General features: G+C 53.8%; 23 protein-coding genes and 1 tRNA gene. 12 read left to right on the forward strand and 12 right to left on the reverse strand.

The window, feature by feature from the left end; translation table 11 throughout:
- The first annotated feature begins 34 nt into the window (after positions 1–34).
- From RCA23_RS11130 to RCA23_RS11150, 5 genes are all read left to right on the forward strand, one after another.
- The gene (locus RCA23_RS11130) at positions 35–289 is read left to right on the forward strand and encodes a hypothetical protein (RefSeq protein WP_044050380.1); all 255 of its coding nucleotides are present in this window, start codon (positions 35–37) and stop codon (positions 287–289) included.
- A gap of 119 nt (positions 290–408) precedes the next feature.
- Entirely contained in the window at positions 409–1,698 is a 1,290-nt protein-coding gene (locus tag RCA23_RS11135; RefSeq protein WP_044050381.1) for a homoserine dehydrogenase, read from the forward strand.
- A 132-nt stretch (positions 1,699–1,830) separates the two neighbouring features.
- A complete protein-coding gene (gene glpX, locus RCA23_RS11140) occupies positions 1,831–2,796 on the forward strand; it encodes a class II fructose-bisphosphatase (RefSeq protein ID WP_044050382.1) in 966 nt (321 codons plus the stop codon).
- Between the two features lies 1 nt (position 2,797).
- Positions 2,798–4,534, forward strand: coding sequence for a single-stranded-DNA-specific exonuclease RecJ (recJ, locus tag RCA23_RS11145; protein ID WP_044050383.1), 1,737 nt, complete (start codon positions 2,798–2,800; stop codon positions 4,532–4,534).
- A gap of 98 nt (positions 4,535–4,632) precedes the next feature.
- Positions 4,633–4,707, forward strand: a tRNA-Glu gene (locus RCA23_RS11150).
- A gap of 235 nt (positions 4,708–4,942) precedes the next feature.
- Here RCA23_RS11150 and comE read toward each other — a convergent pair.
- Genes comE through hisD form a run of 5 tightly spaced genes read right to left on the reverse strand, consistent with a single transcriptional unit; the run spans position 4,943 to position 9,077 of the window.
- On the reverse strand, positions 4,943–5,506 hold the full coding sequence (comE, locus tag RCA23_RS11155; protein ID WP_044050384.1) for a sulfopyruvate decarboxylase subunit beta: 564 nt from the start codon (positions 5,504–5,506) through the stop codon (positions 4,943–4,945).
- A 1-nt stretch (position 5,507) separates the two neighbouring features.
- On the reverse strand, positions 5,508–6,005 hold the full coding sequence (comD, locus tag RCA23_RS11160) for a sulfopyruvate decarboxylase subunit alpha (RefSeq protein ID WP_044050385.1): 498 nt from the start codon (positions 6,003–6,005) through the stop codon (positions 5,508–5,510).
- A 10-nt stretch (positions 6,006–6,015) separates the two neighbouring features.
- A complete protein-coding gene (locus RCA23_RS11165; RefSeq protein ID WP_044050386.1) occupies positions 6,016–7,011 on the reverse strand; it encodes an alcohol dehydrogenase catalytic domain-containing protein in 996 nt (331 codons plus the stop codon).
- A complete protein-coding gene (locus tag RCA23_RS11170; protein ID WP_044050387.1) occupies positions 7,008–7,766 on the reverse strand; it encodes an SDR family NAD(P)-dependent oxidoreductase in 759 nt (252 codons plus the stop codon). The genes RCA23_RS11165 and RCA23_RS11170 overlap by 4 nt, the downstream gene beginning before the upstream one ends.
- Positions 7,767–7,769: 3 nt before the next feature.
- Positions 7,770–9,077, reverse strand: a complete 1,308-nt coding sequence (gene hisD / locus RCA23_RS11175) for a histidinol dehydrogenase (protein WP_044050388.1) — start codon at positions 9,075–9,077, stop codon at positions 7,770–7,772.
- A 62-nt stretch (positions 9,078–9,139) separates the two neighbouring features.
- On the opposite strand from hisD, the gene RCA23_RS11180 reads away from it, so the two are divergent.
- The gene (locus tag RCA23_RS11180; RefSeq protein WP_236631353.1) at positions 9,140–10,198 is read left to right on the forward strand and encodes a LacI family DNA-binding transcriptional regulator; all 1,059 of its coding nucleotides are present in this window, start codon (positions 9,140–9,142) and stop codon (positions 10,196–10,198) included.
- 37 nt (positions 10,199–10,235) lie between these two features.
- Here RCA23_RS11180 and RCA23_RS11185 read toward each other — a convergent pair whose 3' ends face one another.
- Positions 10,236–10,991 (reverse strand): IclR family transcriptional regulator, encoded by a 756-nt coding sequence (locus RCA23_RS11185; protein ID WP_044050389.1) that lies wholly within the window; start codon positions 10,989–10,991, stop codon positions 10,236–10,238.
- Between the two features lie 144 nt (positions 10,992–11,135).
- Here RCA23_RS11185 and RCA23_RS11190 point away from each other — a divergent pair, with 144 nt between their 5' ends.
- The 4 genes from RCA23_RS11190 (at position 11,136) to RCA23_RS11205 (ending at position 17,264) form a co-directional block, all read left to right on the forward strand.
- Positions 11,136–12,737: a GMC family oxidoreductase gene (locus tag RCA23_RS11190; protein ID WP_044050390.1), complete on the forward strand. Its 1,602-nt coding sequence runs from the start codon at positions 11,136–11,138 to the stop codon at positions 12,735–12,737.
- Between the two features lie 33 nt (positions 12,738–12,770).
- Complete coding sequence (locus RCA23_RS11195; RefSeq protein ID WP_044050391.1) at positions 12,771–13,439, forward strand: TerC family protein; 669 nt, start codon at positions 12,771–12,773, stop codon at positions 13,437–13,439.
- A gap of 118 nt (positions 13,440–13,557) precedes the next feature.
- Complete coding sequence (locus RCA23_RS11200; protein ID WP_044050392.1) at positions 13,558–14,670, forward strand: TRAP transporter substrate-binding protein; 1,113 nt, start codon at positions 13,558–13,560, stop codon at positions 14,668–14,670.
- Positions 14,671–14,789: 119 nt separating this feature from the next.
- Positions 14,790–17,264 (forward strand): TRAP transporter large permease subunit, encoded by a 2,475-nt coding sequence (locus RCA23_RS11205; RefSeq protein WP_044050393.1) that lies wholly within the window; start codon positions 14,790–14,792, stop codon positions 17,262–17,264.
- A gap of 175 nt (positions 17,265–17,439) precedes the next feature.
- On the opposite strand, the gene RCA23_RS11210 is transcribed toward RCA23_RS11205, so the two are convergent.
- The 5 genes from RCA23_RS11210 to RCA23_RS11230 all read right to left on the reverse strand — a co-directional run bounded on the left by RCA23_RS11210 (position 17,440) and on the right by RCA23_RS11230 (position 20,701).
- Positions 17,440–18,990, reverse strand: coding sequence for a trimethylamine methyltransferase family protein (locus RCA23_RS11210; protein ID WP_430903616.1), 1,551 nt, complete (start codon positions 18,988–18,990; stop codon positions 17,440–17,442).
- Positions 18,991–19,079: 89 nt separating this feature from the next.
- Positions 19,080–19,778 carry an HAD family hydrolase gene (locus RCA23_RS11215; protein WP_044050394.1) on the reverse strand — a complete coding sequence of 233 codons (699 nt, stop codon included), beginning with the start codon at positions 19,776–19,778 and terminating at the stop codon, positions 19,080–19,082.
- Complete coding sequence (locus RCA23_RS11220; protein WP_044050395.1) at positions 19,778–20,059, reverse strand: DUF3572 domain-containing protein; 282 nt, start codon at positions 20,057–20,059, stop codon at positions 19,778–19,780. The genes RCA23_RS11215 and RCA23_RS11220 overlap by 1 nt, the downstream gene beginning before the upstream one ends.
- Before the next feature lie 74 nt (positions 20,060–20,133).
- Entirely contained in the window at positions 20,134–20,421 is a 288-nt protein-coding gene (locus RCA23_RS11225) for a hypothetical protein (RefSeq protein ID WP_044050396.1), read from the reverse strand.
- Entirely contained in the window at positions 20,411–20,701 is a 291-nt protein-coding gene (locus RCA23_RS11230) for an EF-hand domain-containing protein (protein WP_052377147.1), read from the reverse strand. Before RCA23_RS11230 ends, RCA23_RS11225 begins: the two co-directional genes overlap by 11 nt.
- Before the next feature lie 181 nt (positions 20,702–20,882).
- Here RCA23_RS11230 and RCA23_RS11235 point away from each other — a divergent pair, with 181 nt between their 5' ends.
- Together RCA23_RS11235 and RCA23_RS11240 are read left to right on the forward strand one after the other, a co-directional pair.
- Positions 20,883–21,278: a DUF983 domain-containing protein gene (locus RCA23_RS11235; protein WP_052377148.1), complete on the forward strand. Its 396-nt coding sequence runs from the start codon at positions 20,883–20,885 to the stop codon at positions 21,276–21,278.
- A gap of 9 nt (positions 21,279–21,287) precedes the next feature.
- A complete protein-coding gene (locus RCA23_RS11240; RefSeq protein WP_044050397.1) occupies positions 21,288–21,974 on the forward strand; it encodes an NUDIX domain-containing protein in 687 nt (228 codons plus the stop codon).
- On the opposite strand, the gene RCA23_RS11245 is transcribed toward RCA23_RS11240, so the two are convergent.
- On the reverse strand, positions 21,954–22,853 hold the full coding sequence (locus RCA23_RS11245) for an EamA family transporter (RefSeq protein ID WP_044050398.1): 900 nt from the start codon (positions 22,851–22,853) through the stop codon (positions 21,954–21,956). The genes RCA23_RS11240 and RCA23_RS11245 overlap by 21 nt on opposite strands.
- Between the last annotated feature and the right edge of the window lies 1 nt (position 22,854).

A 22,854-nucleotide genomic window follows, 5' to 3' on the forward strand; every position in this document is an offset into this window, starting at 1 on the left:
TGCTGCAGATCACTTTGCGCGCTACGTCACTCTCATGACAGGACGCGATTCCATATCTCATCTCTGCCTCGCAGCTGTGCTGGCCGGTTGCGCCTCTGTTCCTCAGCTCAATGAGACTCAACCGACCGCACAACAGGCCGGTGCCTACCCCACGTTTCTCTCAGCCAGCGACTTACGCGCCGCTGTCGGCACAGATATGAACTCCCAGCCCGCCGAAGAGCTTTCCGGGCAGGCACAATTGGACCAAAGGGCAAAGGCGCTGCGCAGACGGGATCTGACGGGCGAGTAAGCCCAAGCCGACCCGAAAATATCTGTTAAATTGACTGAGTTCCACGCCCGCCCCCGTTGCGGTTTCGGGGTTTTACGACTAGACACGGACGACAATTTCGTGACCGGAAGGAAGTAACCATGACCGCGGCTCCTCTTAGACTTGGTATTGCAGGGCTCGGCACTGTTGGCGTCGGCGTTTTGAAAATGATCCAAAAAAATGCAGCCTTGATCACGCAGCGCACTGGCCGCGCCGTCACAGTGTCTGCCGTCTGCGCCCAATCGCGTGGTAAAGACCGCGGAGTCGATCTGTCAGGCTATGCTTGGGAAGATGATCCGGTCGTCTTGGCCAAACGGGATGATGTGGATGTCTTTGTCGAATTGATCGGCGGCAGTACAGGCCCCGCCAAACAGGCCACACAGGCCGCCATTGCCGCTGGCAAAGATGTGATCACGGCCAACAAAGCCATGTTGGCAGAACATGGGCATTCACTGGCCCTCAGTGCAGAAGCTGCCGGGCGTGTGATCCGCTATGAAGCCGCCGTTGCTGGCGGCATTCCCGTGGTGAAAGCACTGACCGAGGGCCTGGCGGGTAATGAGATTCAACGCGTTCTGGGGGTCATGAACGGCAGCTGCAACTATATCCTCACGCGTATGGAAGATGCCGGTATGACCTATGAAGAGGTCTTTGCCGAGGCCGATGGCCTAGGATATCTCGAAGCAGATCCAAACCTTGATGTGGGCGGCATTGATGCGGCGCATAAATTGGCAATTCTCGCCGCCATTGCCTTTGGCACAGAGGTAGATTTTGCATCTGTTGTGATCGAAGGTATTGGAGCCATCACCATTGAGGACATTCATGCCGCTGCCGATATGGGGTATCGCGTCAAACTTTTGGGTGTCGCACAACAGACCGGCCGCGGGCTTGAGCAACGCATGACGCCCTGTTTGGTTCCGGCCAATTCGCCCTTAGGCCAACTCCAAGGGGGCACCAATATGGTGATCCTAGAGGGCGGCGATGTGGGGCAAATCGTGCTGCGCGGGGCAGGCGCTGGCGAGGGGCCAACGGCCTCTGCCGTCATGTCAGATGTGGTGGATCTCGCGCGAGGTCTTAGGCTCAATACCTTTGGGCAGGCGGCGACAGGATTGGTAAAATCTCAACCGGCCATGACGGCAACAACCGCGCCGTTTTATTTGCGCCTGCAATTGCTCGACAAGCCCGGTGCCTTGGCCAAAGTGGCCGCTGTTATGGGCGAAGCGGGAGTTTCCATCGATCGAATGCGCCAATATGGCCATGATGCCGAGCAAGCCCCTGTGCTCATCGTCACCCATAAGACAACCCGCGCAGCGATTGATCAGATTTTAGAAGATTTCACCAAGACGCAGGTTGTTGAGGGCCAGCCGGTTGCTCTGCGCATTGAAGCGGTGTGATGGGGCCTGCCCGAGCTCGAACACGGGCTTTGAGCGCCAATTGCTCAGAACTGCAGACCTGTTAGCGCGCACAGTCTTGCCACGACCGGCATCCCTGCATTAGGGCAGGCAAAATGTATAAAGGAAACTCATATGTCTGATGCCACAGAATTTCGTGATCGCGCTCTTTCTTTAGGACTGGCCCGTGTCGCCGAACAAGCCGCGCTGGCCTCTGCCAAACTGATTGGTCGCGGCGATGAAAAAGCGGCAGACCAGGCCGCTGTCAACGCCATGCGCACACAGTTGAATCTTTTGGATATCGCAGGTGTGGTTGTCATTGGCGAGGGTGAGCGCGATGAGGCGCCGATGCTCTATATTGGTGAGGAAGTCGGCTCGGGCAACGGGCCTGCGGTTGATATCGCGCTTGATCCTCTCGAAGGAACGACATTGACCGCGAAAGACATGCCCAACGCTTTGACGGTGATCGCCATGGGGCCGCGCGGCTCCATGCTGCATGCTCCAGATGTTTACATGGAAAAACTTGCGGTGGGGCCAGGCTTGCCGGAGAATGTCGTTTCCTTGACCATGGAGCCAGCAACACGGGTTATGGCGCTGGCGGCTGCAAAAAACTGCATGCCGGAAAATATCACTGTCTGCGTCCTTGAGCGTCCACGCCATGAGGCGATGATTGCCGAGTTGCGCACCACGGGCTGCGCCATTCGCCTCATCACCGACGGCGATGTTGCTGGCGTTATTCACTGCGCGGAATCAGACACGACCGGCATTGATATGTATATGGGGCTCGGTGGCGCGCCCGAGGGAGTTTTGGCCGCCGCCGCCTTGAAATGTATGGGCGGGCAAATGTGGGGCCGGTTGACCTTCCGCAATGATGATGAGCGCGGCCGGGCCGCCAAGGCTGGAATAACCGATCTGGACCGGATTTACAGCCGCGATGAAATGGTGACGCAGGATGTCATTTTCGCCGCCACAGGTGTTACGGATGGCTCCATCCTTGCAGGCATCAAACGCGAACCGGGATTTTTGACCACAGAAACCATTTTGATGCGGTCCAAAACCGGCTCAGTGCGGCGCATGACCTACCGCGCGCCGTCACATTAGAATGTATCTGGGCGTCGAAAAGTCAATCTCAAATCGCCGGTGGCTCGGGCCCGCTCTCGCGATTGAACGAGACGCTTTGACGCTCCATCAACAGAGCGATTTGCCACTGCCTCTGTGCTATGTGATGGCCCGTTTGGGGGTAGCTCCGACCGAGGTCGCCGATTTCCTAAACCCGACCCTCCGCGCCAGTATGAGCGATCCGCTCTGTCTCAAAGATTGCGCCACAGCCGCAGAGATTCTGCTCACAGCCATTCAAAATCAACAAAAAATTGCTATTTTTGCCGATTATGACGTCGATGGCGGCACGTCTGCGGCCTTGTTAATTGATTTTCTCCAACAATTTGCCATTCAACCCACCCTCTATGTGCCCGATCGGATCACCGAGGGTTATGGGCCCAATCCCCAAGCGATGGCAGCTTTGGCAGAGAGCCATGATCTGATCATCTGCGTGGACTGCGGCACCCTAGCCTATGAGGCACTTGAAGCGGCGCGGGCCGCAGATGTGGTGGTTTTGGATCACCATTTGGGCGCAGAGACCCTGCCCGAGGCGCGGGCCGTGGTGAATCCTAACCGGCAGGATGAGACGGGCGATTTGGCCCATCTTTGCGCGGCGGCCGTGGTCTTTATGGTTCTGACCCAAGTGGCCCGGATGATGCGGGCAAATGGTCAAACCCCGCCCAATTTGATCAATTCGCTCGACCTTGTCGCCTTGGCGACAGTGGCCGATGTCGCGCCCTTGATCGGGGTAAACCGGGCCTTTGTGCGGCAGGGTTTGAAAGTCATGGGCCAGCGCAAACGCGTGGGACTAAACGCCCTGTCGGATGCAGCGGGTCTGAATGCTGCGCCAAGCGCCTATCATCTTGGCTATGTCTTGGGACCGCGAATCAATGCCGGTGGGCGAATTGGCAAAGCCGATTTAGGGGCTCGACTTTTGGCCTGCAGCAACCCGCATGAGGCGGCTGTCATGGCGGAAAAATTGGAAGAGCTGAACACCGAACGGCGCAGCGTTGAGGCCATGGTGAGACTGGCGGCGCTGGAGCAGGCAGAAGCGCGCGGACTGGACTTACCGCTGGCTTGGGCCGCAGAAGAGGGCTGGCATCCTGGCGTGGTCGGTATTGTTGCCGCGCGGCTGAAAGAAAAAACCAACCGCCCCGCCGTGGTCATTGGCTTTGATGGCGACAGTGGCAAAGGCAGCGGCCGCTCTGTCAGCGGGATTGATCTGGGTGCCGCGATCCATAAATTGGCGCGCGAAGGGTTAATCACGTCGGGAGGCGGTCACAAAATGGCGGCGGGCCTATCGCTCACCCGTGCGCAACTCGAACCGGCCATGGAGCGGTTGGGGCAATTGCTCGATGCCCAAGGCGCTGGCGCACTGGGTCCGGCAGATCTCAAAATTGACGGCACATTGATGCCAGGCGGCGCCACGGTTGAGTTGATTGAGCAGCTTGAGCAAGCCGGCCCCTTCGGCGCGGGTGCCTCTGCGCCGCGATTTGCTTTTCCCGATTGCACCATCGCCTTTGCAAAGCCGGTGGGAGAGTCGCATCTGAAAATCACCCTCAGCGATGGGTTCGGGACAAAATTAGACGCAATTTGCTTTGGCGCATTTGATGGCCCTCTCGGCCCCGCGCTCACCGCGGCCCAGGGTGGAAAAATGCACATCGCTGGGCGTTTGGAGATCAACACTTGGGGGGGGCGCTCACGTCCACAACTGCGCATCGAAGACGCCAGCCCCGCCTAACACCCTGCCAAAACTGGGAACGCAAAAACATCGATAAAAAGTAAAGAATCGACTTGCCACCCGCTGCAGCTTTCCATAAATAGCGGCCTATCAGCAGTGTCCCGTTCGTCTATCGGTTAGGACGTCAGGTTTTCAACCTGAAAAGAGGGGTTCGATTCCCCTACGGGATGCCATTGGCTTTCTGTGCAGTGCGACCCAAATGAAACCGCAAGCTTGCGGCGGGCACTATCGCTCGGAAAATGCTCCGCAGCCATGCCATTTCCTGAAAAATTCCGAACCTCGCGCCCGGGCATCCCATCCCTTCATCAAGAGTTCGGCTGGCAACACCAGGCAAATGCCATATAGAAAATCTCATAAAAAGACCCGCCAATTGCTTGGCGGGCCTCAAACCTAATTGTAGTGCCGCACCTAAGCGTTGCGGCGTGCAATCTCGGTCATGAAACGGTCTCGGATGACAACCGGATCTTTTGTGATAACCGGCACTTTGATATTGCCGCTCTCACATTTGGACACGATCACAGTCATTTTCTGCGACTCAATCGCCGCTTTGAGCACCGCGCCAGTTTCTTCGGCCTGGCATTCGATCACCGTCTCACAGCCACAGGCCTTCGCCACAGCCGCCAAAGAGGTTTTCCCGCCCGCATAGGTGGGCTGATCCCCCGTGGAGCCGTAGCTGCCATTGTCGATGATCAAAAGAATGAAATTGTCGGCCACGTTATTTGCAATCGTGGGCAATGTGCCGAAATTGGTCAGAACAGAACCGTCACCGTCAATGGAGATCACGGTTTTATCTTGCGCCAGCGCAACCCCAAGACCGATGGATGATGACAGTCCCATGGTGCCAAGCATATAGAAATTGCTGGCTTGGTCGTCGATCATATGCAGCTCTTGGCTGGGCAGACCGATGTTACAAACAACCAATTGGTCGCGCAAAATTGGGGCGATGTCGCGGATGATTTCAGAACGGATCATATTAGTAACCTCCCCAGAACGTCGCATCAGTCAAAATTGCCACGGGTTTGTTGCACATGAAGGTGTATTTCAAAATCGCATCCAACTCTTCCTCATCGCCCGGCTTGTGGAAATGATAGGTTGGGATGTTCAATTGGTTGAGCAGAGCTTTGGTATGCACAGCCATTTCCACCTGGCACGCCACAGGCTCTTTCAATTCACCCCGATAAGAGATGAGCATTGGCAGAGGCATGCGGTAAAACTGGGTCAGTGTCACCAATGTGTTCACTGTGACACCAATGGCCGTATTTTGCATGATGATGGCTGGACGTTTGCCCCCCATGAAAGCGCCTGCACAAAGGCCCATGCCCTCATCTTCTTTATTCGAAGGAATGTGATAGATGCTGGGTTCTTTTTCAACCGCATCAATCACACCGCCAAGCTGCTTGCACGGTACGGTCGTGACAAATTCGATGCCATTTGCAACGAAATCAGCCACTATTTTCTCACTCACGGACATGATGCTCCTTTCAGGGGATTAGAATAATTTTAGGCGCAGGGGTGTTGCCACTGCGGATATCATCAAAGGCGCCTTGCCCCTCTGATAAATGCCTGGTTTCGACCCAATCCAAAAGTCCCATTTTACCGGCAAAAATCGCCTCACCGGTCTCCTGGAAGTCCTTGGGGGTATAGGTATAGCAGCCAATCAAAGTGATCTCATGCAGAGTCATACGGCGCACATCGACGCCACCTTCACCCGAGCCCAAGCCAATATGCGAGATCACCCCGCCCGGCTTGGCCAATTCACAGGCCGCCGCCCGGGTGGCCGCATAGCCAACGCCGTCAATCACCAAATCAGCACTGCCATCTTTTGGGGCATCGGCATCCTTGCCATCGCTGGCTTTAAACCCGTCCATACCCTTCAATGTGGCCAGACGCAGCGGGTTGACCTCAATCAAAGTGATGTCTTGAACGCCCATCGCCCGCAGGCAGAGCGCCGCGCCAAGCCCGATGGCTCCTCCGCCGAGGACCACACAGCTTAGGGTCTCAACCGGGTCATCTTGCAAGCGCAGGCCAAGGCGTGCGGCATGCCAGCTACAGGCCAAAGGTTCTGTCAAAGCCGCCGATTGCAAAAGCTCCGCCCGTGGCACCACCAATAGATTTTCGCTTGGAATGGCCACCATTTCTGCAAAGGCACCCGGACGTGGTGGCATGGAAATGATTTGGCGCCCCAGACAAATATTGGGCTTTCCCGATCGGCAGGCATGGCATGTGCCACAGCCATTGAGCGGGTTGATGGTGACCAACGTGCCATCGCGCGGCCCGCCCACAATCGTCCCAGAGGCTTCATGCCCCAAAATGATCGGCGTAGGCCTGCGCGCATCATGGCCCAGAAATGCATGCATATCTGATCCGCAAATGCCTGAATATTGGATGCGGACAAGCTCTTCGCCAGCTTTGGCGATTGGATCTGCCTGATCCATATAGGTGAGCGTCTCTACGCCCGTGTTCACTAAAGCCTTCATTTTGCCGTATACCCTCCATCTACAAATAGAACCTGCCCTGTCACATAGTCTGAGGCGGCAGAACAAAGAAACATCATGGGCCCATCCATATCACGAACCTGACCATTGCGCCCGATGCACGTCTGTGCGGCATTTCGGGCCGCAAGATCCGGGTCTGCAAAAACGGGTGCCGTCAATTCCGTATGAAAGAAACCCGGCGCGAGGGCATTGGCTGTGACACCATGCGCAGACCAGGCTTCGGCCATCGCACGGGTCATCTGCTCAACAGCCCCTTTGGACGCCCCATAACTGATGCCATTGGCAAAAGCGCGGCGCGATTGCAGCGAGGCAAAGTTGATGATCCGCCCCCATCCCTTCTCCCGCATCCCCGGCACCATGGATTTGGCTAAAAAGAAGGGCGCGGCAACATTGAGGTTTTGCGTCACATCCCAATCGGCATCCGTCATCTCATCGGCGGGCCGGCGGGTGTTGATCCCTGCGGCATTGATCAAAATATCCGGCGCACCAAAAGGTTTGGCCGCTTGGGCCGCAACATCGGCCAGACAAGAGCGATCCGACAAGTCAGCAGCCAGAATGGCAGTTTCGCCCGGGGTCTGTTCAGACCAAGAGGCAAGAGTATCGGCGCTGCGGGCAATCGCAATCACTTGCGCCCCATGCGCTGCAAGCAGGCTGGCCGCCCCCTGCCCCAAACCACTGGACGCACCGGTCACAACGGCAATTTTACCCTCAACGTTGAACAATGACGCAGATCTCATCGGTTAGCCCTGCGCTGACAGATCAAAGTTTTCACCCGGATAATATTTCGCCAAACGAATATCCGCGGTGCGCGCATGGCCTTCCATGCCCTCGAGCCGGGAAATGCGTGCAGTGGCAATCGCCACGTCTTTGGCTCCATCGCGGGTGGCGCGCTGCCAAGTGACCAATTTCATGTATTTATGGACAGACAGGCCGCCGGTGTATTTGGCCGAACGCGAGGTAGGCAAGCAATGGTTTGGACCAGAGGCCTTATCGCCATAGGCAACCGTGGTTTCCTCACCGAGGAACAAAGAGCCATAGCAGCTCAACCGATCCAACCACCAATCCAGATCATCGGCTTGAACGGTCAAATGCTCAGGCGCATATTCGTCGGAGGTGGCCGCCATTTCTTCGCGATCTTCGCACAGAATAACCTCCGCATAATCCCGCCAAGCCGCTTCCGCATTGATCCGATTAAGCTCGGGCAAATCCGCAATTAGACCCGGAACAATTTCCAGGACTTTTTGCGCCAAAGGTTCATTATCCGTCACCAGCCACACGGGTGAATTATACCCGTGTTCCGCCTGCCCGACCAAATCGGCGGCGACAATCGCAGCATCCGCAGTGCCGTCAGCGATCACCAAACTATCGGTTGGACCCGCGATCATATCAATACCGACACGGCCGAACAATATGCGCTTGGCCTCTGCCACAAACTGATTGCCCGGCCCGACAATGATATCCGCCTCAGGCAGACCAAACAGTCCAAAGGTCATCGAGGCCACGCCCTGAACCCCGCCCATGGCCAAAATTTTATCGGCACCGCAGTGGTGGGCCGCATAGATAATTGCTGGCGCAATGCCTGCGTCTTTGGCAGGAGGCGAACAAGCTGTGATATGCTGGCAACCGGCAACCTTCGCTGTGGTTACAGTCATAATCGCACTGGCGATATGGCTGTAACGCCCGCCGGGGATATAGCAGCCAGCCGCATTGCAAGGGATGCTCTTTTGCCCGGCAATCAAGCCCGGCACAATTTCTGTCTCAAAATCTGTGATCGTACCGCGTTGCGCCTCGGCGAAGCGTTTCACATTGGCATGGGCAAACTGAATATCTCGCTTCAACTTTTCTGGCACCAAATCGCAAGCCGCTTGGATTTCTGCCTCAGTTAAAATCAAATTTCCATCATACCCATCAAACTTCGCCGCATAGTCAAGCGCGGCGGCGTCGCCCCCCGTTTCGATATCGTTGAGAATTCCCATGACCGTTGCGCGCACATCATCGCCGCCAGTCGAAGCGGTTTTTGTAGATTTCTTGAGATAGACCCGAGCCATTGTAAACATCCTTGAAAGCTATTTGTGTTTTCGACTCATTGTGTAAGCGCTTGCATTGCGGTATGCAAGCGCTTACATTCATCAAGAGCAACAAATGGGAAATTATCATGCGCGACAGCAATCGCCCAAGCCTCGAAGACGTGGCCGCATTGGCCGGCGTGTCGACGGCGTCCATTTCACGTTGCATCAATTCGCCCCAAAAAGTCGCGGAACCCACCCGACAGCGGATTCAAAATGCCATTGAGACGCTCGGCTATGTGCCCCATTTCGGCGGTCGTGCTTTGGCACGCAATCGCACCAATACCATTGGTGCAATCATTCCGACGATGGACAACGCGATGTTCGCCAGCGGCCTGCAAGCCTTTCAAGAGACACTCAGTGCTGCCGGGGTGACCCTGCTGGTTGGCAGCTCAAACTATGACCCGGACCAGGAGTTCGACGCCATTCGCTCTTTGCTGTCACAGGGCGCCGATGGGTTGTTGCTGATTGGGGCGGCGCGGCCCGAAAAAACCCAGGCTTTTTTAACACAACACGCCGTGCCGCATGTCTTGGCATGGTGCTGCCCAAAAACAGGCCACTCGCCAAGCGTCGGCTTTGACAATCAAAAATCGGGCCATGATATCGCGGCGCATGTTTTGGCCCATGGGCACCGGAAATTGGCGGTGATTTGCGGCCTAAGAGAGGGCAATGATCGCGCCACCGCCCGCGTTGTAGGCATCAAACAAGCAATCGCAAGTCAAAGCGATGCGCAATTATTGGGTCTTGAAGAGTGTAAATATAGTTTCGAGGAGGCCGGCGCCGCTTTCGCGCAGCTTCTGACCGGGCCAGAAAAAGCCTCAGCAGTGATTTGCGGCAGTGATGTGTTGGCGGTCGGCGCCTTGCTGCAAGCCCGCAAGATGGGATTGCGCGTACCAGAAGACATTTCAATCACCGGATTTGACGATATTTCCTTGGCGCAAGTCACCACGCCTAGCCTGACAACCGTGCGCGTGCCGCAGCACTCAATGGGCCGTAAGGCAGCAGAGGTCTTGCTGGCCTTGCTCAATCAAGAGCCCGGGCAAAACCTACGGCACGAGCTGATGACAACCATCATCGACCGCGGCACCCTTGCGCGGATCTAGGCACGATCGATGTCTCCCGGCCGACCCGGTCTGTGCATCATTCAAACAAGACGTCACGCATCAATCGCGCGCCATCAATGAGCACCTGCCGCTTTGACCAGGCCTCTTCATAGGTCAACCTCTGAACTGGGCCGTGAAAGGCCAAAGAGGCCACATAGCGTCTGCGTTCGTCCAGAATTGGCACGGCCATCGCCACCATACCGGTGAAAAATTCCTCTCGGTCAAACGCATAGCCATTTTTCGCCACCTGCTTGAGTTCCGTCAAAAGCGCATCTTCCGTGCGCAGCGTGTTGGGCGTTAATTCCTTGAGATGCAAACTGCGCACCATCGCCTGACGGGCCTTGGGGGCCAGGCTGGCCAGAAAGGTTTTGCCGCTGGCCGTGCAGTGAAACGGCACATGGGTGCCCACAGGCAATTGCACCCGAAAAGGCCAGTCAGTTTCGACCCGGTCGACATAAATCATCCCTTCACTATCGGGGATCACGAAGTTGACAGTCTCACCAACTTCATCCGCCACACGCTGCATCACCTGGTGACGTGCGATGTGAAAGCGGGAGGCATACAGCAGACCTGACGCCATAAGCCGCGAGCGCCGCGTTGGGCGCAGTTTCTTGCCATCCTCTTCGCGAGCCAAAAACCCCTCTTGTTCCAGCTTGGCGCAGAGGCGGTGGATGGTTTGCTTGGGCAGGCCGATAGATTGGTTAATCTCAGTGGGCGATAGCGCACGATCCGACGTCCCCAAAACCTCTAGGATCAGCAAGGTGCGTAAATTCGTAGGAATGCGACCTTCCATTGTTCTCTCACTTCAATTTCTCGACCCACATTTTGCGCATTATTCATGCAAAATTATGTTGCCGAATCTCATCTTTCCTGCATAGTAACATAAATGTTATAAAAACGGGAATAAAAGTCTCATTTTTTAATTAATGGAGCGAACTTGGTATTTGACTTTGTAATCGTTGGAGCGGGATCAGCCGGCTGTGCGCTGGCAAATCGGCTGTCGGCAGATCCAAAATACTCAGTGGCTTTGCTGGAAGCAGGTGGACGTGACATCAATCCATGGATCCACATCCCGGTCGGTTATTTCAAAACGATGGACAACCCCAAAACAGATTGGCGCTATCGTACGGAAAGCGATCCGGGACTGAATGGCCGGGATATTCCCTGGCCGCGGGGTCGGGTGTTAGGGGGCTGCAGCTCGATCAACGGCCTACTCTATGTGCGCGGGCAAGCCGAAGATTTTAATCATTGGCGGCAACTCGGCAACACTGGCTGGGCGTGGGAAGACGTTCTGCCCTATTTCAAACGCGCAGAAACTTGGAAGGGCGATGGCACCGAGAATTCAGAGCGGGGCACAGACGGTCCGCTGTCCGTATCCCCGACCCGTTTGAAGCGCGAAATCGTAGACAAATGGCTCGATGCCGCCGTCGGCGCTGGATATAAACGTAATCCCGATTACAACAGTTCAGATCAAGAAGGGGTGGGGTATTTCCAACTGACCCTGGACAAAGGGCGGCGCTGCTCCAGCGCGGTGGCCTATCTAAAACCCGCGCGCAATCGCAAAAACCTCACCATTATCACCCATGCGCAGGTCGAGAGACTGCTGGTTGAAAAGGGTGAGGCCAAGGGCGTTGTTGCCAATATCAAAGGCCAAAGCCAAACCATCCGCGCCCGCCGGGAAGTGATCTTGAGCGCGGGCGCCATCGGTTCACCGCAAATTCTCATGCTCTCAGGCATTGGCGACGCACAGGAACTGAAGGCAAAGGGGATCGAGCCGATCTGCGATCTGCCAGGCGTTGGAAAAAATCTGCAAGATCATCTGCAAGCACGGCCGGTTTTCAAAACAAATCTTTCAACCATAAACATCGAGACCAATAATATTTTCAAACAGGGCCTGATCGCCTTGCAATACGCCATAAGCCAAACCGGACCAATGACTATGGCCGCCAGTCTTGGCACCGGTTTTTTGAAAACAGATCCGATGCTGGCAACACCAGATATTCAGTTTCATATCCAACCGTTCAGCGCCTCTGCGCCAGCTGATGGGCCACATACGTTTTCGGCCTTCACCGCCTCCGTGCTGCAATTGCGCCCGGAAAGCACGGGTCATCTCGAGTTAAAATCCGCAGATTGGCGGGATCACCCAGCCATTCACCCCAATTACTTGGCCACAAAACTCGATCAAGACACCATCGTGAAGGGCATCCAAATAGCGCGCCGCATTGCGCAGTTTGAGCCATTGAAATCACATATCATCGAAGAATTTATCCCCGGGTCAAAGATCGGCATGGACGATTATGACGCAACATTGAATTGGGCCCGCGACAATAGCGTGACAATCTATCATCCAACGGGCACCTGCAAAATGGGTCAGGATGACTTGGCCGTTGTCGATGTACGTTTGAAAGTGCGGGGCCTAAAAGGTCTGCGCGTCGCTGATTGCTCCATCATGCCCACGATCACCTCTGGCAACACAAATGCTCCGGCGATCATGATTGGTGAAAAACTGTCGGATATGATTTTGGAGGACGCCCGTTGAGCCGCTCTATTCATCTAACTAAGGAAGCCCAGAATGTTTGATACTGCAATGGCCTATGGTCAAATCATAATCGCGGATTTGATCCTGTCAGGTGACAATGCTTTGATCATCGGTATGGCTGCGGCTGGCCTCTCTCCAGAATTGCGCAAACGCGCTATTTTGTACGGTATGGTGATTGCGGCTGTCCTGCGGATTGTATTTGCCGTGATCGCAACAACCCTTCTCGGTATACCCGGCATATTGTTCATTGGCTCCGTGCTGCTTTTTTGGGTATGCTGGCGTCTGTTTCAAGAAATCCGCGAGGGTCTCGAGCGAGATGCGCAGGAGGCGATGCTGACCGCCGGTGATCTTGAGCAGGGCTACACAGGAGCGCCACGAAAAACCATGGCCGGCGCCCTGATCTCAATCACGATTGCAGATGTCTCCATGTCGCTCGACAATGTTCTCGCCGTGGCGGCAATTGCCGATGGCGACAAACAAATCTTGATTTTTGGTCTGGGATTGGCGATCGTACTCATGGCATTCGCGGCCACTTTGATTATGAAGTTGCTTACAAATTATCCATGGATATCCTGGTTGGGACTGATTGTACTACTCTACGTTGCCGGTGAAATGATGTTCCGTGGCTTTTTCGACATTAACCACGGTGTGGGGCCTCTTTTGGGGCTCGTGGAAGGCTGGGAGATCAGCAAAAGCCACTAAAAAGAATTGGGATTTGGCGGCATAAAGATGAAGCCAATACTCTACGACCCGATGGTGTGCCTTCGGCCCGGGTCCAAAACAAGACAATGAAGGTACAACATAAGGGAGGAAAACTTAAATGTTTAACCTGAAAACACTTGCCAAGACAGCTGCTATTACTGTAGCCGGCTTGGCTTTTGCGCCAGCGGCGTTTGCCGATGGTCATACAAAAGTACTGCGCATTCAATCAGTCTTACCAACCACTGGTGACGAGATTAAAATGGTTAGGGACTTTGGTGAAGACGTCTATGCCTTGACTGGCGGATCTTTGAAGCTTGAAGTTCTTGCTGCTGGTGCAGTGGTGGGATCCAGAGATGTTTTGGATGCCGTGGATGCAGGGCTGGTTGAAGGTGGCTTTGCTTGGACACACTATTGGGGCGGTAAACACGTCGCTGCTAACCTCTTTGGTGCTCCCATAGCTGGCGCCGGCGTTGGTCTGGACGCACTGTCGTTCTTGTCATGGTTCCAATATGGTGGTGGCAAGGAATTGTATGACCAACTTTGGGATGAAATGGGAGTCAATGTAAAAGGCTTTATGCTTCAACCCGTGGGTCCAGAAGCACTAGGTTGGTTCTCTGAGCCAATTGCCTCCATGGACGACTTCCGCAAATACCGTTTCCGCGCCCCTCCAGGCATGGTTGGTCAAGCTTATAAAGACATCGGCGTCGCCTCTGTAGCGATGGGTGGAGGCGACATCCTCCCCGCTTTGGAAAAAGGCACAATCGACGCAGCTGAATGGTGCTGCCCAGTGGCAGATATGGCTTTTGGATTTCAAAAAGTTCTGAAGCATTACTACCTGCAGGGTCTTCACCAGGTCGTGGTTAATGCTGACCTGTATGTAAACGGAGACTTCTATGATGCCCTGACCGATACCGAGAAAAAAGCCCTTGAAGTAGCTGCTAATGCTTCTCTATCAAAGTCAATGTCATATCGTATCCTTGCAAACGGAAAAGCGCTTAAAGATCTCACAGACAACCACGGCGTTATCTTGCATGATACTCCAGCGGATTATTTCCCAGCATATATGGGTGCTGCGAAGGCGCTCCTTGAAAAAGGTGCTGCAGAAAACGAATTCTTTGCTGAAGTTTGGCAGTCTCAGAAAGACTTTGCAGACGTTGCGGTTCCCTTCTGGGCTGGCGCACAGGCTTCAAACGCTGCCCTAGGCAAGGCACACGCTGATAGCTTGAAGTAAAACATAAAAATACGAGGCCAAACGGCCTCGTATTTCTTCTTTTGAAAGCATTTTATATAAAAGTTTTCACAAGAAGAAATTAGAAAAATTTCTGAGAGTAAAACCCATGGGAGGGCCGGATGGCTGAAGAAGTTGATCCAAAAAAGCTGGAAATAGCCGATGAGCTAATTGCTGAGCGTCGGGCGGAACGACCTGGGGAAACACCAGATGGCATGACGCCTTGGCAGAAGCCAATTACTGCAGCAATCGATATTGCTAACGATTGGGCAGGCAAGCTTTTGTGCTTACTTATGGTTCCGTTAATCGGAGTAGTCGTTTTTGAGGTGATTGCTCGTAACTCTTTTGCAATCATGTCCGGCTATGGATGGGATCAGCTAGCTCGAAATATAGGGTTAGGCCCAACGGTTTTTGCATACGATATCAGCCGTATGATTGCCGGCGTACTGTTTATGGGTGCAGCGGGATATGGTTTAATGCGTGGTGTACATATTCGGGCTGATTTTATTTATCGAAACTGGTCTGATAAAACGCAAGCGACGGTTGATGCTTTAGCGTACATGGCATTCTTCATTCCATCGATGATTTTCTTTACTATAATTACATCACAATACTGGCTTGTAGCCTACAATTCTGGCGAAACTGCGTTTGACAGCACCTGGGGGCCAGTCCTTTGGCCCGCTCGCTTAGCTATGCCAGTTGGGGGACTTTTGCTGTTGCTGCAAGGATTTCCAGAATTATTTCGCGCTTTTCACAAAATGGGCAAAGAGCGTGAGGCAATCTTTGTTAAATTATTAGTACCATACTTCATTATCGTTGGCGCAATCGTGATATCAGTTTTCTACCCAAATTCTCTACCACTCTCGGATTGGTTTTCTGGACTAATCGCAGAAGGCCCCGGACTATCAAAACCGACCATCGGACTAATTATGCTGGGCGCGATGCTCTTTGTGATATTTATTGGTTTTCCAATTTCGTTCACATTAATTTTTTTAGCATTTGTGTTTGGAATCTGGGGATCAAATTTTAAATTGACCACCCTTTTGATGACACTAAACACTAATTCCACCATGCTAAACGATCAATTAATGGCAGTGCCACTATTTATTTTGATGGGTATTGTAATGGAAGCGGCAGGATTAATGGAGCGCCTGTTTGCTTCAATCCAAATGATTATGTCACGCATTCGGGGCTCACTTTACATAGCTGTTCTGATCGTTTCCACAATTTTCGCGGCCGCTACGGGCATTGTGGGAGCTTCAGTTACCCTACTAGGCATTATGGCCGGTGCAACAATGAGCCGGTCCGGTTACAATGTCCAATTGGCAGCTGGAACAATTACCGCGGGCGGCACTTTAGGAATATTAATCCCCCCATCAATCATGCTTATAGTGATGGGCCCTGTCCTGGATGTTTCAACATTAGACTTGTTCCGCGGAGCCTTCATTCCAGGCGCAATCCTAGCCATCCTGTATTTGGTTTATACACTGGGCCGTTGCTGGATCAATCCTGCTTTAGGCCCAATTCTAGCTGAAGAGGATCAACCAGAGACCTCCAAGAATTATGGGCTGGAAGTGATACTAATATGCATGGGTGTGTTGGCTATATGTAGGGTCTTTGGTTTGTCTCTTAGCGGCGCATTAAGCTTATTTCCTTTTAGCGGCTTGCTAGTACTGATTGCAGTTCTGATGATTGCCCACGGTGCGTACCGTAGTTTAAAAGTGCTACGTCTGGCAGTCCCAATCGCAGTGGCGGTCCAGGCAGCTTGGGCTGCAACACAGTTAATGAATTCAAATGGGTTAGGGTTCGGTGTTCTTTATCACACCATGTGGCTATTATTTATGGGTTTCACCGCATACAAGTCTTTTGCATTATACCGCCCAGATACTGCAGAAAACTTTCATTTCTCAGAGCTCTGGGACGAGTTTTTTGCTGGCCTAATGCCACCGACCATACTAATTTCCTTCGCCTTAGGTTCAATCTTGTTTGGCTTTGCAACACCTGCAGAGGCTGCTGCAATGGGCGCATTTGGTGCAATTTTGTTGTCTATAAGTTACGGTAAGTTCAAAATTTCTGGGTTCTTCGATAGCCTGATTAAGGCCTTGGAAATCACTGTTTTGATCATGTTCTTGGTTGCGGCTTCCAATTTCTTTGGAGCCGAGTTTTCTTCACTCGGCACCCCAAAAATGATGACTGAAGCCTTGCTACAGTTGGATTTATCACCGTACATGATCTTAATACTAATAATGGTACTGATTTTTCTTCTTGGCTGGCCATTGGAGTGGGTACCAATTGTTTTGATCGTAATACCTGTATTACTACCGACAGTAATGGCATTGGATTTGCCAGGCTTTGAGAGCCAATACGACAAGATGGTTTGGTTCGGCATAATGGTGGCAGTTAACCTACAAACTGCATGGCTAAGTCCACCAGTGGCTCTATCTGCGTACTTTCTAAAAGGCGTAGTCCCCAATTGGGATTTAAAAGATATCTACCTTGGGATGATGCAATTTATGGTTGTACAATTAATCGGCTTGATCTTGCTATTTATGTTCCCGCAGCTCGTACTTTGGCTACCTAAAGCAATGGGTGGATAATAAAATATGGGCGGTCCAGTGGGACCGCCTACTTTCTTTCACCAGTCCAAAAACTTATCGCATACAGGAACTGCCAGCTCAAAAAACATTTCTTTAAGTTTGCTTTCCGATTTAAAAGTGCGCCACTTTACTACTGTTAGTTCCAGTAAAAATGGTGATGAAAGTATAATTACAATCAAAAATCAGTTGGCGCTCCACCTTCGGAAATTCGGCGATCGACGAAAGCCCGCAACTCTTCATGAATGGCCACATCCATAGGCGGTTTTTTATAATCCGCCATGATCTCCTTATATTTGGCCGAGGCCCGCTCAGCCGTCCAAATACCACCGGCCAATTCCCATCCTTCATAATTGCGCCAATCGCTGATGAAGGGTTGGTGGAAGGCGGTTTCATAGCGATCTTGGGTATGCTGAACTCCGAAGAAATGCCCTGAAGATCCAACTTCCTTTATGGCCTCAATGGCGATATCTTCGGGCGCTGTCCGCGTGATGATCGGTTCAAAATAGCGCTGAATAAGCTGTAATACTTCGCAATCCATGATGAACTTCTCTGGCGAGGCAATCAGCCCTCCCTCCAACCAGCCGGCGGCGTGATAGACCACATTCGAACCCGACTGCACAGCAGCCCAGAGCGAATTTGAGGTCTCCCACATCGCCTGCCCATCGGGGACATTGGCGGCACAGACCCCTGAGGAGCGGATCGGCAGTTTATAAAACCGGCCCATCTGTCCGGTCATCTGCGTGGCCCGCATATATTCCGCAGTGCCAAAGGCTGGAGCGCCCGTTTTCATATCCACATTCGAGGTAAAAGTGCCAATCACACAGGGGGTTCCCGGGCGCATATATTGAAACAACGCGATGGCACAGAGCGCCTCAGCAATCGATTGCGTCACAGCCCCGGCCATGGTGACCGGAGCCATCGCACCGGCCAGGGTGAAAGGTGTGACAAAAATCGCCTGCCCACGCCGCGCGAGCCGCAAGCACCCGTCAATCATCGGCCAGTCATGCTTCAAAGGGCTGGTAGAATTGATATTGGTATACATATGCGGTTTGGCTTCAAACTCCTCATGACTGAGCCCGCCAGCGATTCGCACCATCTCCATTGTGTCTTCGACACGCTCTGAGCCCAAGCAATAGGTATGGGCCGCTTTGTCCGTCAATGTGAGCTTGTCATAGGTCGCCTCAAGATGACGAATGGAGGCATGCACATCCACAGGCTCCACAGGGTAGCCGCCTACAAAATGAATGCAGTTGAAATATTGACTAAGCTTGAAAAAATCTTGGCATTTTTCCCTTGTGCCCGACACTTTCCGGCCCAATTCCATATCCCAATAATTCGGCGGTGAAGAGACATTGCCAAACAGCAATTTATTGCCCCCAACCGTCAACTCATGAGCTGGATTGCGCGGCGTGATGGTAAATTCTGATGGCGCTTTTCCGATCATCTCCATGACCCAATGGCGATCGAGAAAAACTTTCTCACCCTCGACCTTACATCCGGCATCCTTAAAAATCGCGAGCGCTTCCGTGTTCAGAAACTCGATTCCAATGTCTTCCAAGATGGTCATCGCCCCTTCGTGGATGGCTTCAATACCTTCCTGCGTGAGTGGCTCAATTGGGCGGTCTGTGTTTTCCACAATGCGCCAAGGCATCTGCTCAATCGCCCCGCGATTGCCACGGGTATTTCCAGCACGTCCTCCGCTCCGGCGTCTTGGGGCATCACTCATCATCATCTCCAACGGTTGCTTGCCTTCAAAATGCCCAAGCCCCGCGAAGTTTGCGGTCAAATTGCGACATTTTCTGTCTAACTCTGAGCCTAACTGTTTTGCGCAGATATCCAAGCGGGAAGATGGGACACATCGGGCAGCACAGCATCCGCCAGCGGCGCCAATTCATCCGCCTCGGCCAATCCCGTCAGCACGGCCACTGCGCGCATTCCAGCCGCACGGCCAGCACGCAGATCATGGGTGCTGTCACCCACCATGACGCAGGCCGCAGCTGGGATCTCCATTTTATCCGCCAAAGCCAGCAATGGCGCGGCCTGCGGTTTTGCGCCGAACCCGCTGTCACTGCCGATAACAAAATCAAACAGACCTGACGCCTGAACGGATGCGAGATGCGCGCGTGCCGGGGTCTCTGCATCATTGGTCATGACACAAAGCCCAAGATTTATGCGCCGCAACTCCGCAGTTAACCGATGCAAATCGGTAACCAATACCTGCGGCGCGGTTTTCGCCTCCTCATTGAGCCAGCCACAGATCTGAGTTTGGCTCAGGGCAGGAATGCAGTCCTTAACCACCGCCGCGATGTCCATCGGGGTGGCTGCAACGATGACACTGCCGGGCTGCACTCTTCGGGTTTGTGTGTCATAGCCGAGGGCCTCGGCAAGTTGCTGCAATAGCGCCTCATCAGAGCCGGCGATGCGCGCCAAAACCTGCGCTGTCCAAATGCCCCAGGTGCTTTGGAAATCAAACAGCGTTCCGTCCTTGTCGAAAATGACCCCGCGAATATTCATCAGGTCCAATTCACCTGTTCACCTCCGGGCAAAGCCTGCCTTGCCATCATGGGATCCATGTAATTGGCAATGCCCACATCATCACAAAACCGCGTGACCCAGGCATCATCCATACAGATAAAATCAAGCAATGAGGCCAAAAATACAGGATCAGACACCCCCGCGCGCAAATCACTTTCTGAGGCCCCAGAAGCGCCCAAAAAGACCTCTCTCAAATCATCTTCACCAACCATCCAAGCCAGTGCTTTTACAGCCAGGGTTTGTGCGAGATCCGGGGTCATATCATTGCCATTTTATGCATATATCTCTCTTCATAGTCTCTCCCCCAGGCCCAGCGCAAGAGGTGCGGTGCCGCTTACTTACGTCCTTTGAGCAGGGCCTGCGCCAACTTTGCACGCACCTCGGGGGTCATAGAGGCCAATTTGTCGAGCAAGGCCTCCCGCGCGATGGCTTGTCGCTCTTCAATCGTCATCACCTCATCGTGCAACACCGCCAAAACAGCCGTGCGATCAAATGGCACGGTGCTTAGCAAATCAGCCAAAACAGCCGTCATCTGCGCCCGCAAGTCACGATCCATACGCCGATCCCGCCCCTGGGCCTTTTGGATCATGCGCCCTAAGTCACGCCGATCCTTACGGTCCATGGCCCGCACAATAGGCCCCAAGCTGGTCACGGGGCCGCGCGGCCGTGCCTCGTGCCGGGTGGACAGGCTGTCCAAGCGTCAGGCTGCCATTGCCGTCCGTGTCTGCCTTGGCAAATTCCGCCGCGCCAAAGGCCGTCACCTCCGCTTGCGTAATTTGACCATCCCCATTGGCGTCCAATTGAGAAAAATCAGGGCGCGGGCCACCATGCTCACGCGCCATCACGGGCGCGCTCGCCACCATTGCAGTTGCAGCCAATGCGAAAATTACAATTTTGTTCAAAATCTTTGTCCTTAGTCTATGCGTTTTCATATGCACCGCGCAGTGTTTTGCGCTTGGTATAGGTAAAACGCAGCAGCCATAATTTTCCGTCGCAAAATTTTCAAAAAATTCTTGTGGCAGTTTGCCCCAGTGTCATTTTCTGCACATGGCTTGATAAGGGCCGCATATATAGGAGATCGCTATGTCGATAAATCGCCCCCTAAAACCCGCCCTGCTCCGCGGCTGGCGCCGGTGTTGCCCGAGTTGTGGCAAAGGTGCGCTGCTTTATAAATATCTCAAAGTCCATGACAGCTGCGACGCCTGCGGCCAAGAGCTGCATCATCATCGCGCTGATGACGGGCCGGCCTATCTTACGATATTAATTGTCGGCCATATCCTTGCGCCGCTGTTGCATGTGGTATTTGTGCAGTTCCGCCCCGAGCCATGGATCATGGCACTGGGCTTTGGGGTCGGGTCCGTGGCGCTCTGCCTCTACCTGCTCCCGCGCATCAAGGGCGGGGTCGTTGCGTTTCAATGGGCGCGCCGACTTAATGGGTTTGGAGCGGAGGCCTCTGGCAATGTGCTCAAAACCCAGTAGATTGGGTCTATGACAGAGACACCTATCCGCTCCGCCGCAACAATCATCACTTTGCGCAACGTGAACGCCTCTCCGCAGGTCCTAATGGGTCAGCGTGGATCCAAAGCGGCGTTTATGCCAAATAAATTCGTCTTTCCGGGCGGCGCAGTCGATGCCGATGACAGCGCCATACCGCTGGCCAAGCCTTTGGTGCAGACCTGCCACGCGCGGCTTTTGGAAGATAACAGCGGCCCCTCACCCGAGACCCTCGCCGTGGCGGCCATTCGCGAGCTGTGGGAGGAGACCGGGTTAATCCTTGGCGCGCCAGAGGAGTGGCAGGATGCGCCAAAAGATTGGAGCGGTTTTGCCAAGGCGGGCTTTCGTCCCTCGGCCGAGAAAATGTATTTCTTTTTTCGCGCCATCACCCCACCCGGCCCGCCTCGCCGGTTTGATGCGCGGTTCTTTTTGGTGGACGCCGATCAACTGGCCGGAGACCTAGACGATTTTTCCGGCGCATCCGATGAGCTGTCCCATTTGCAATGGGTGCCGCTGGATGAGGCCCGCGCCTTGAATTTACCCTTTATTACCTCAATCGTGCTGGGAGAATTGGCCGCATTGCGCGAGATCCAGCCACCCGCCTCAGTGCCATTCTTCAAAAATCAAGATGAAGAAAGCCTGTTTCTGCGTCTGAACGGCTCAGAGCAGCAGTATCAATAGAACCACCGAAACCGATAGGAACGCGATTCCCACAGCCTCGCTCCGGCGCATTTTTTCGCCGAAGACACACACCGATATGGCGAAAGAGGCCAAGATTTCCACCTGGCCCAGAGCTTTGACATAGGCCGCGTTTTGTAAGGTGAAAGCGGTGAACCAGGCCAAAGACCCCAGTAAAGACAGCAGCCCCACCCAAATGGCCACGCGCCAAGCGCGGATCACCTCGGTGATTTGCCCCGGTTCGCGCCAGCGCAAATAAAAAGCCATGCCTAAAAACTGCATTGAGATTGCCGCCATGAGAGTCACGCTGGAACGGGCGAATACATCTGCGGCAAAAATATGCAGGGTTGCGCCACGATAAAAGACGGCGCATGCGCCAAACAACACAGCACAGGACAGGCCCAATGCCGTCGCTTTGTTGAAAAAACGTGGACCCTCAGAACCGGCCACTTGCGGCGCGTCCGAGATAATGAGAACTCCCAAAACACCCAGTGAGATCGCCCCCAGCGCGGGCAGGCTGACGCCTTCGCCCAAAAACAAAAGCCCAAAGCCGGCAGCCAGCAAAACCTCAACTTTCTTGAAGGTGATGCCAATGGTGAAATTACGCTGCTGAAACAGGGCCACAACGCACATGGTGGCGCAGATTTGGCAAAATCCGCCCGCCGCCGCAAAGGCCCAAAACTGCCAATCCATCACAGGCAAACCATACCCACGCACCACCGCATAGCCGACGGCCACCAGACCGATCAAAGGTGCTGCATATAAAAATCGCGCAAAAGTTGCGCCGCCCGTTGATAGCGTGGCAATGCGCAAACGCTTTTGGAACATAAAACGCAGGGTTTGCGCCAAGGCCGCCAGAAGGGTGATGGGAATCCATAACATG

The sequence above is a fragment of the Planktomarina temperata RCA23 genome, from assembly GCF_000738435.1.
Classification (GTDB): Bacteria; Pseudomonadota; Alphaproteobacteria; order Rhodobacterales; family Rhodobacteraceae; genus Planktomarina; species Planktomarina temperata.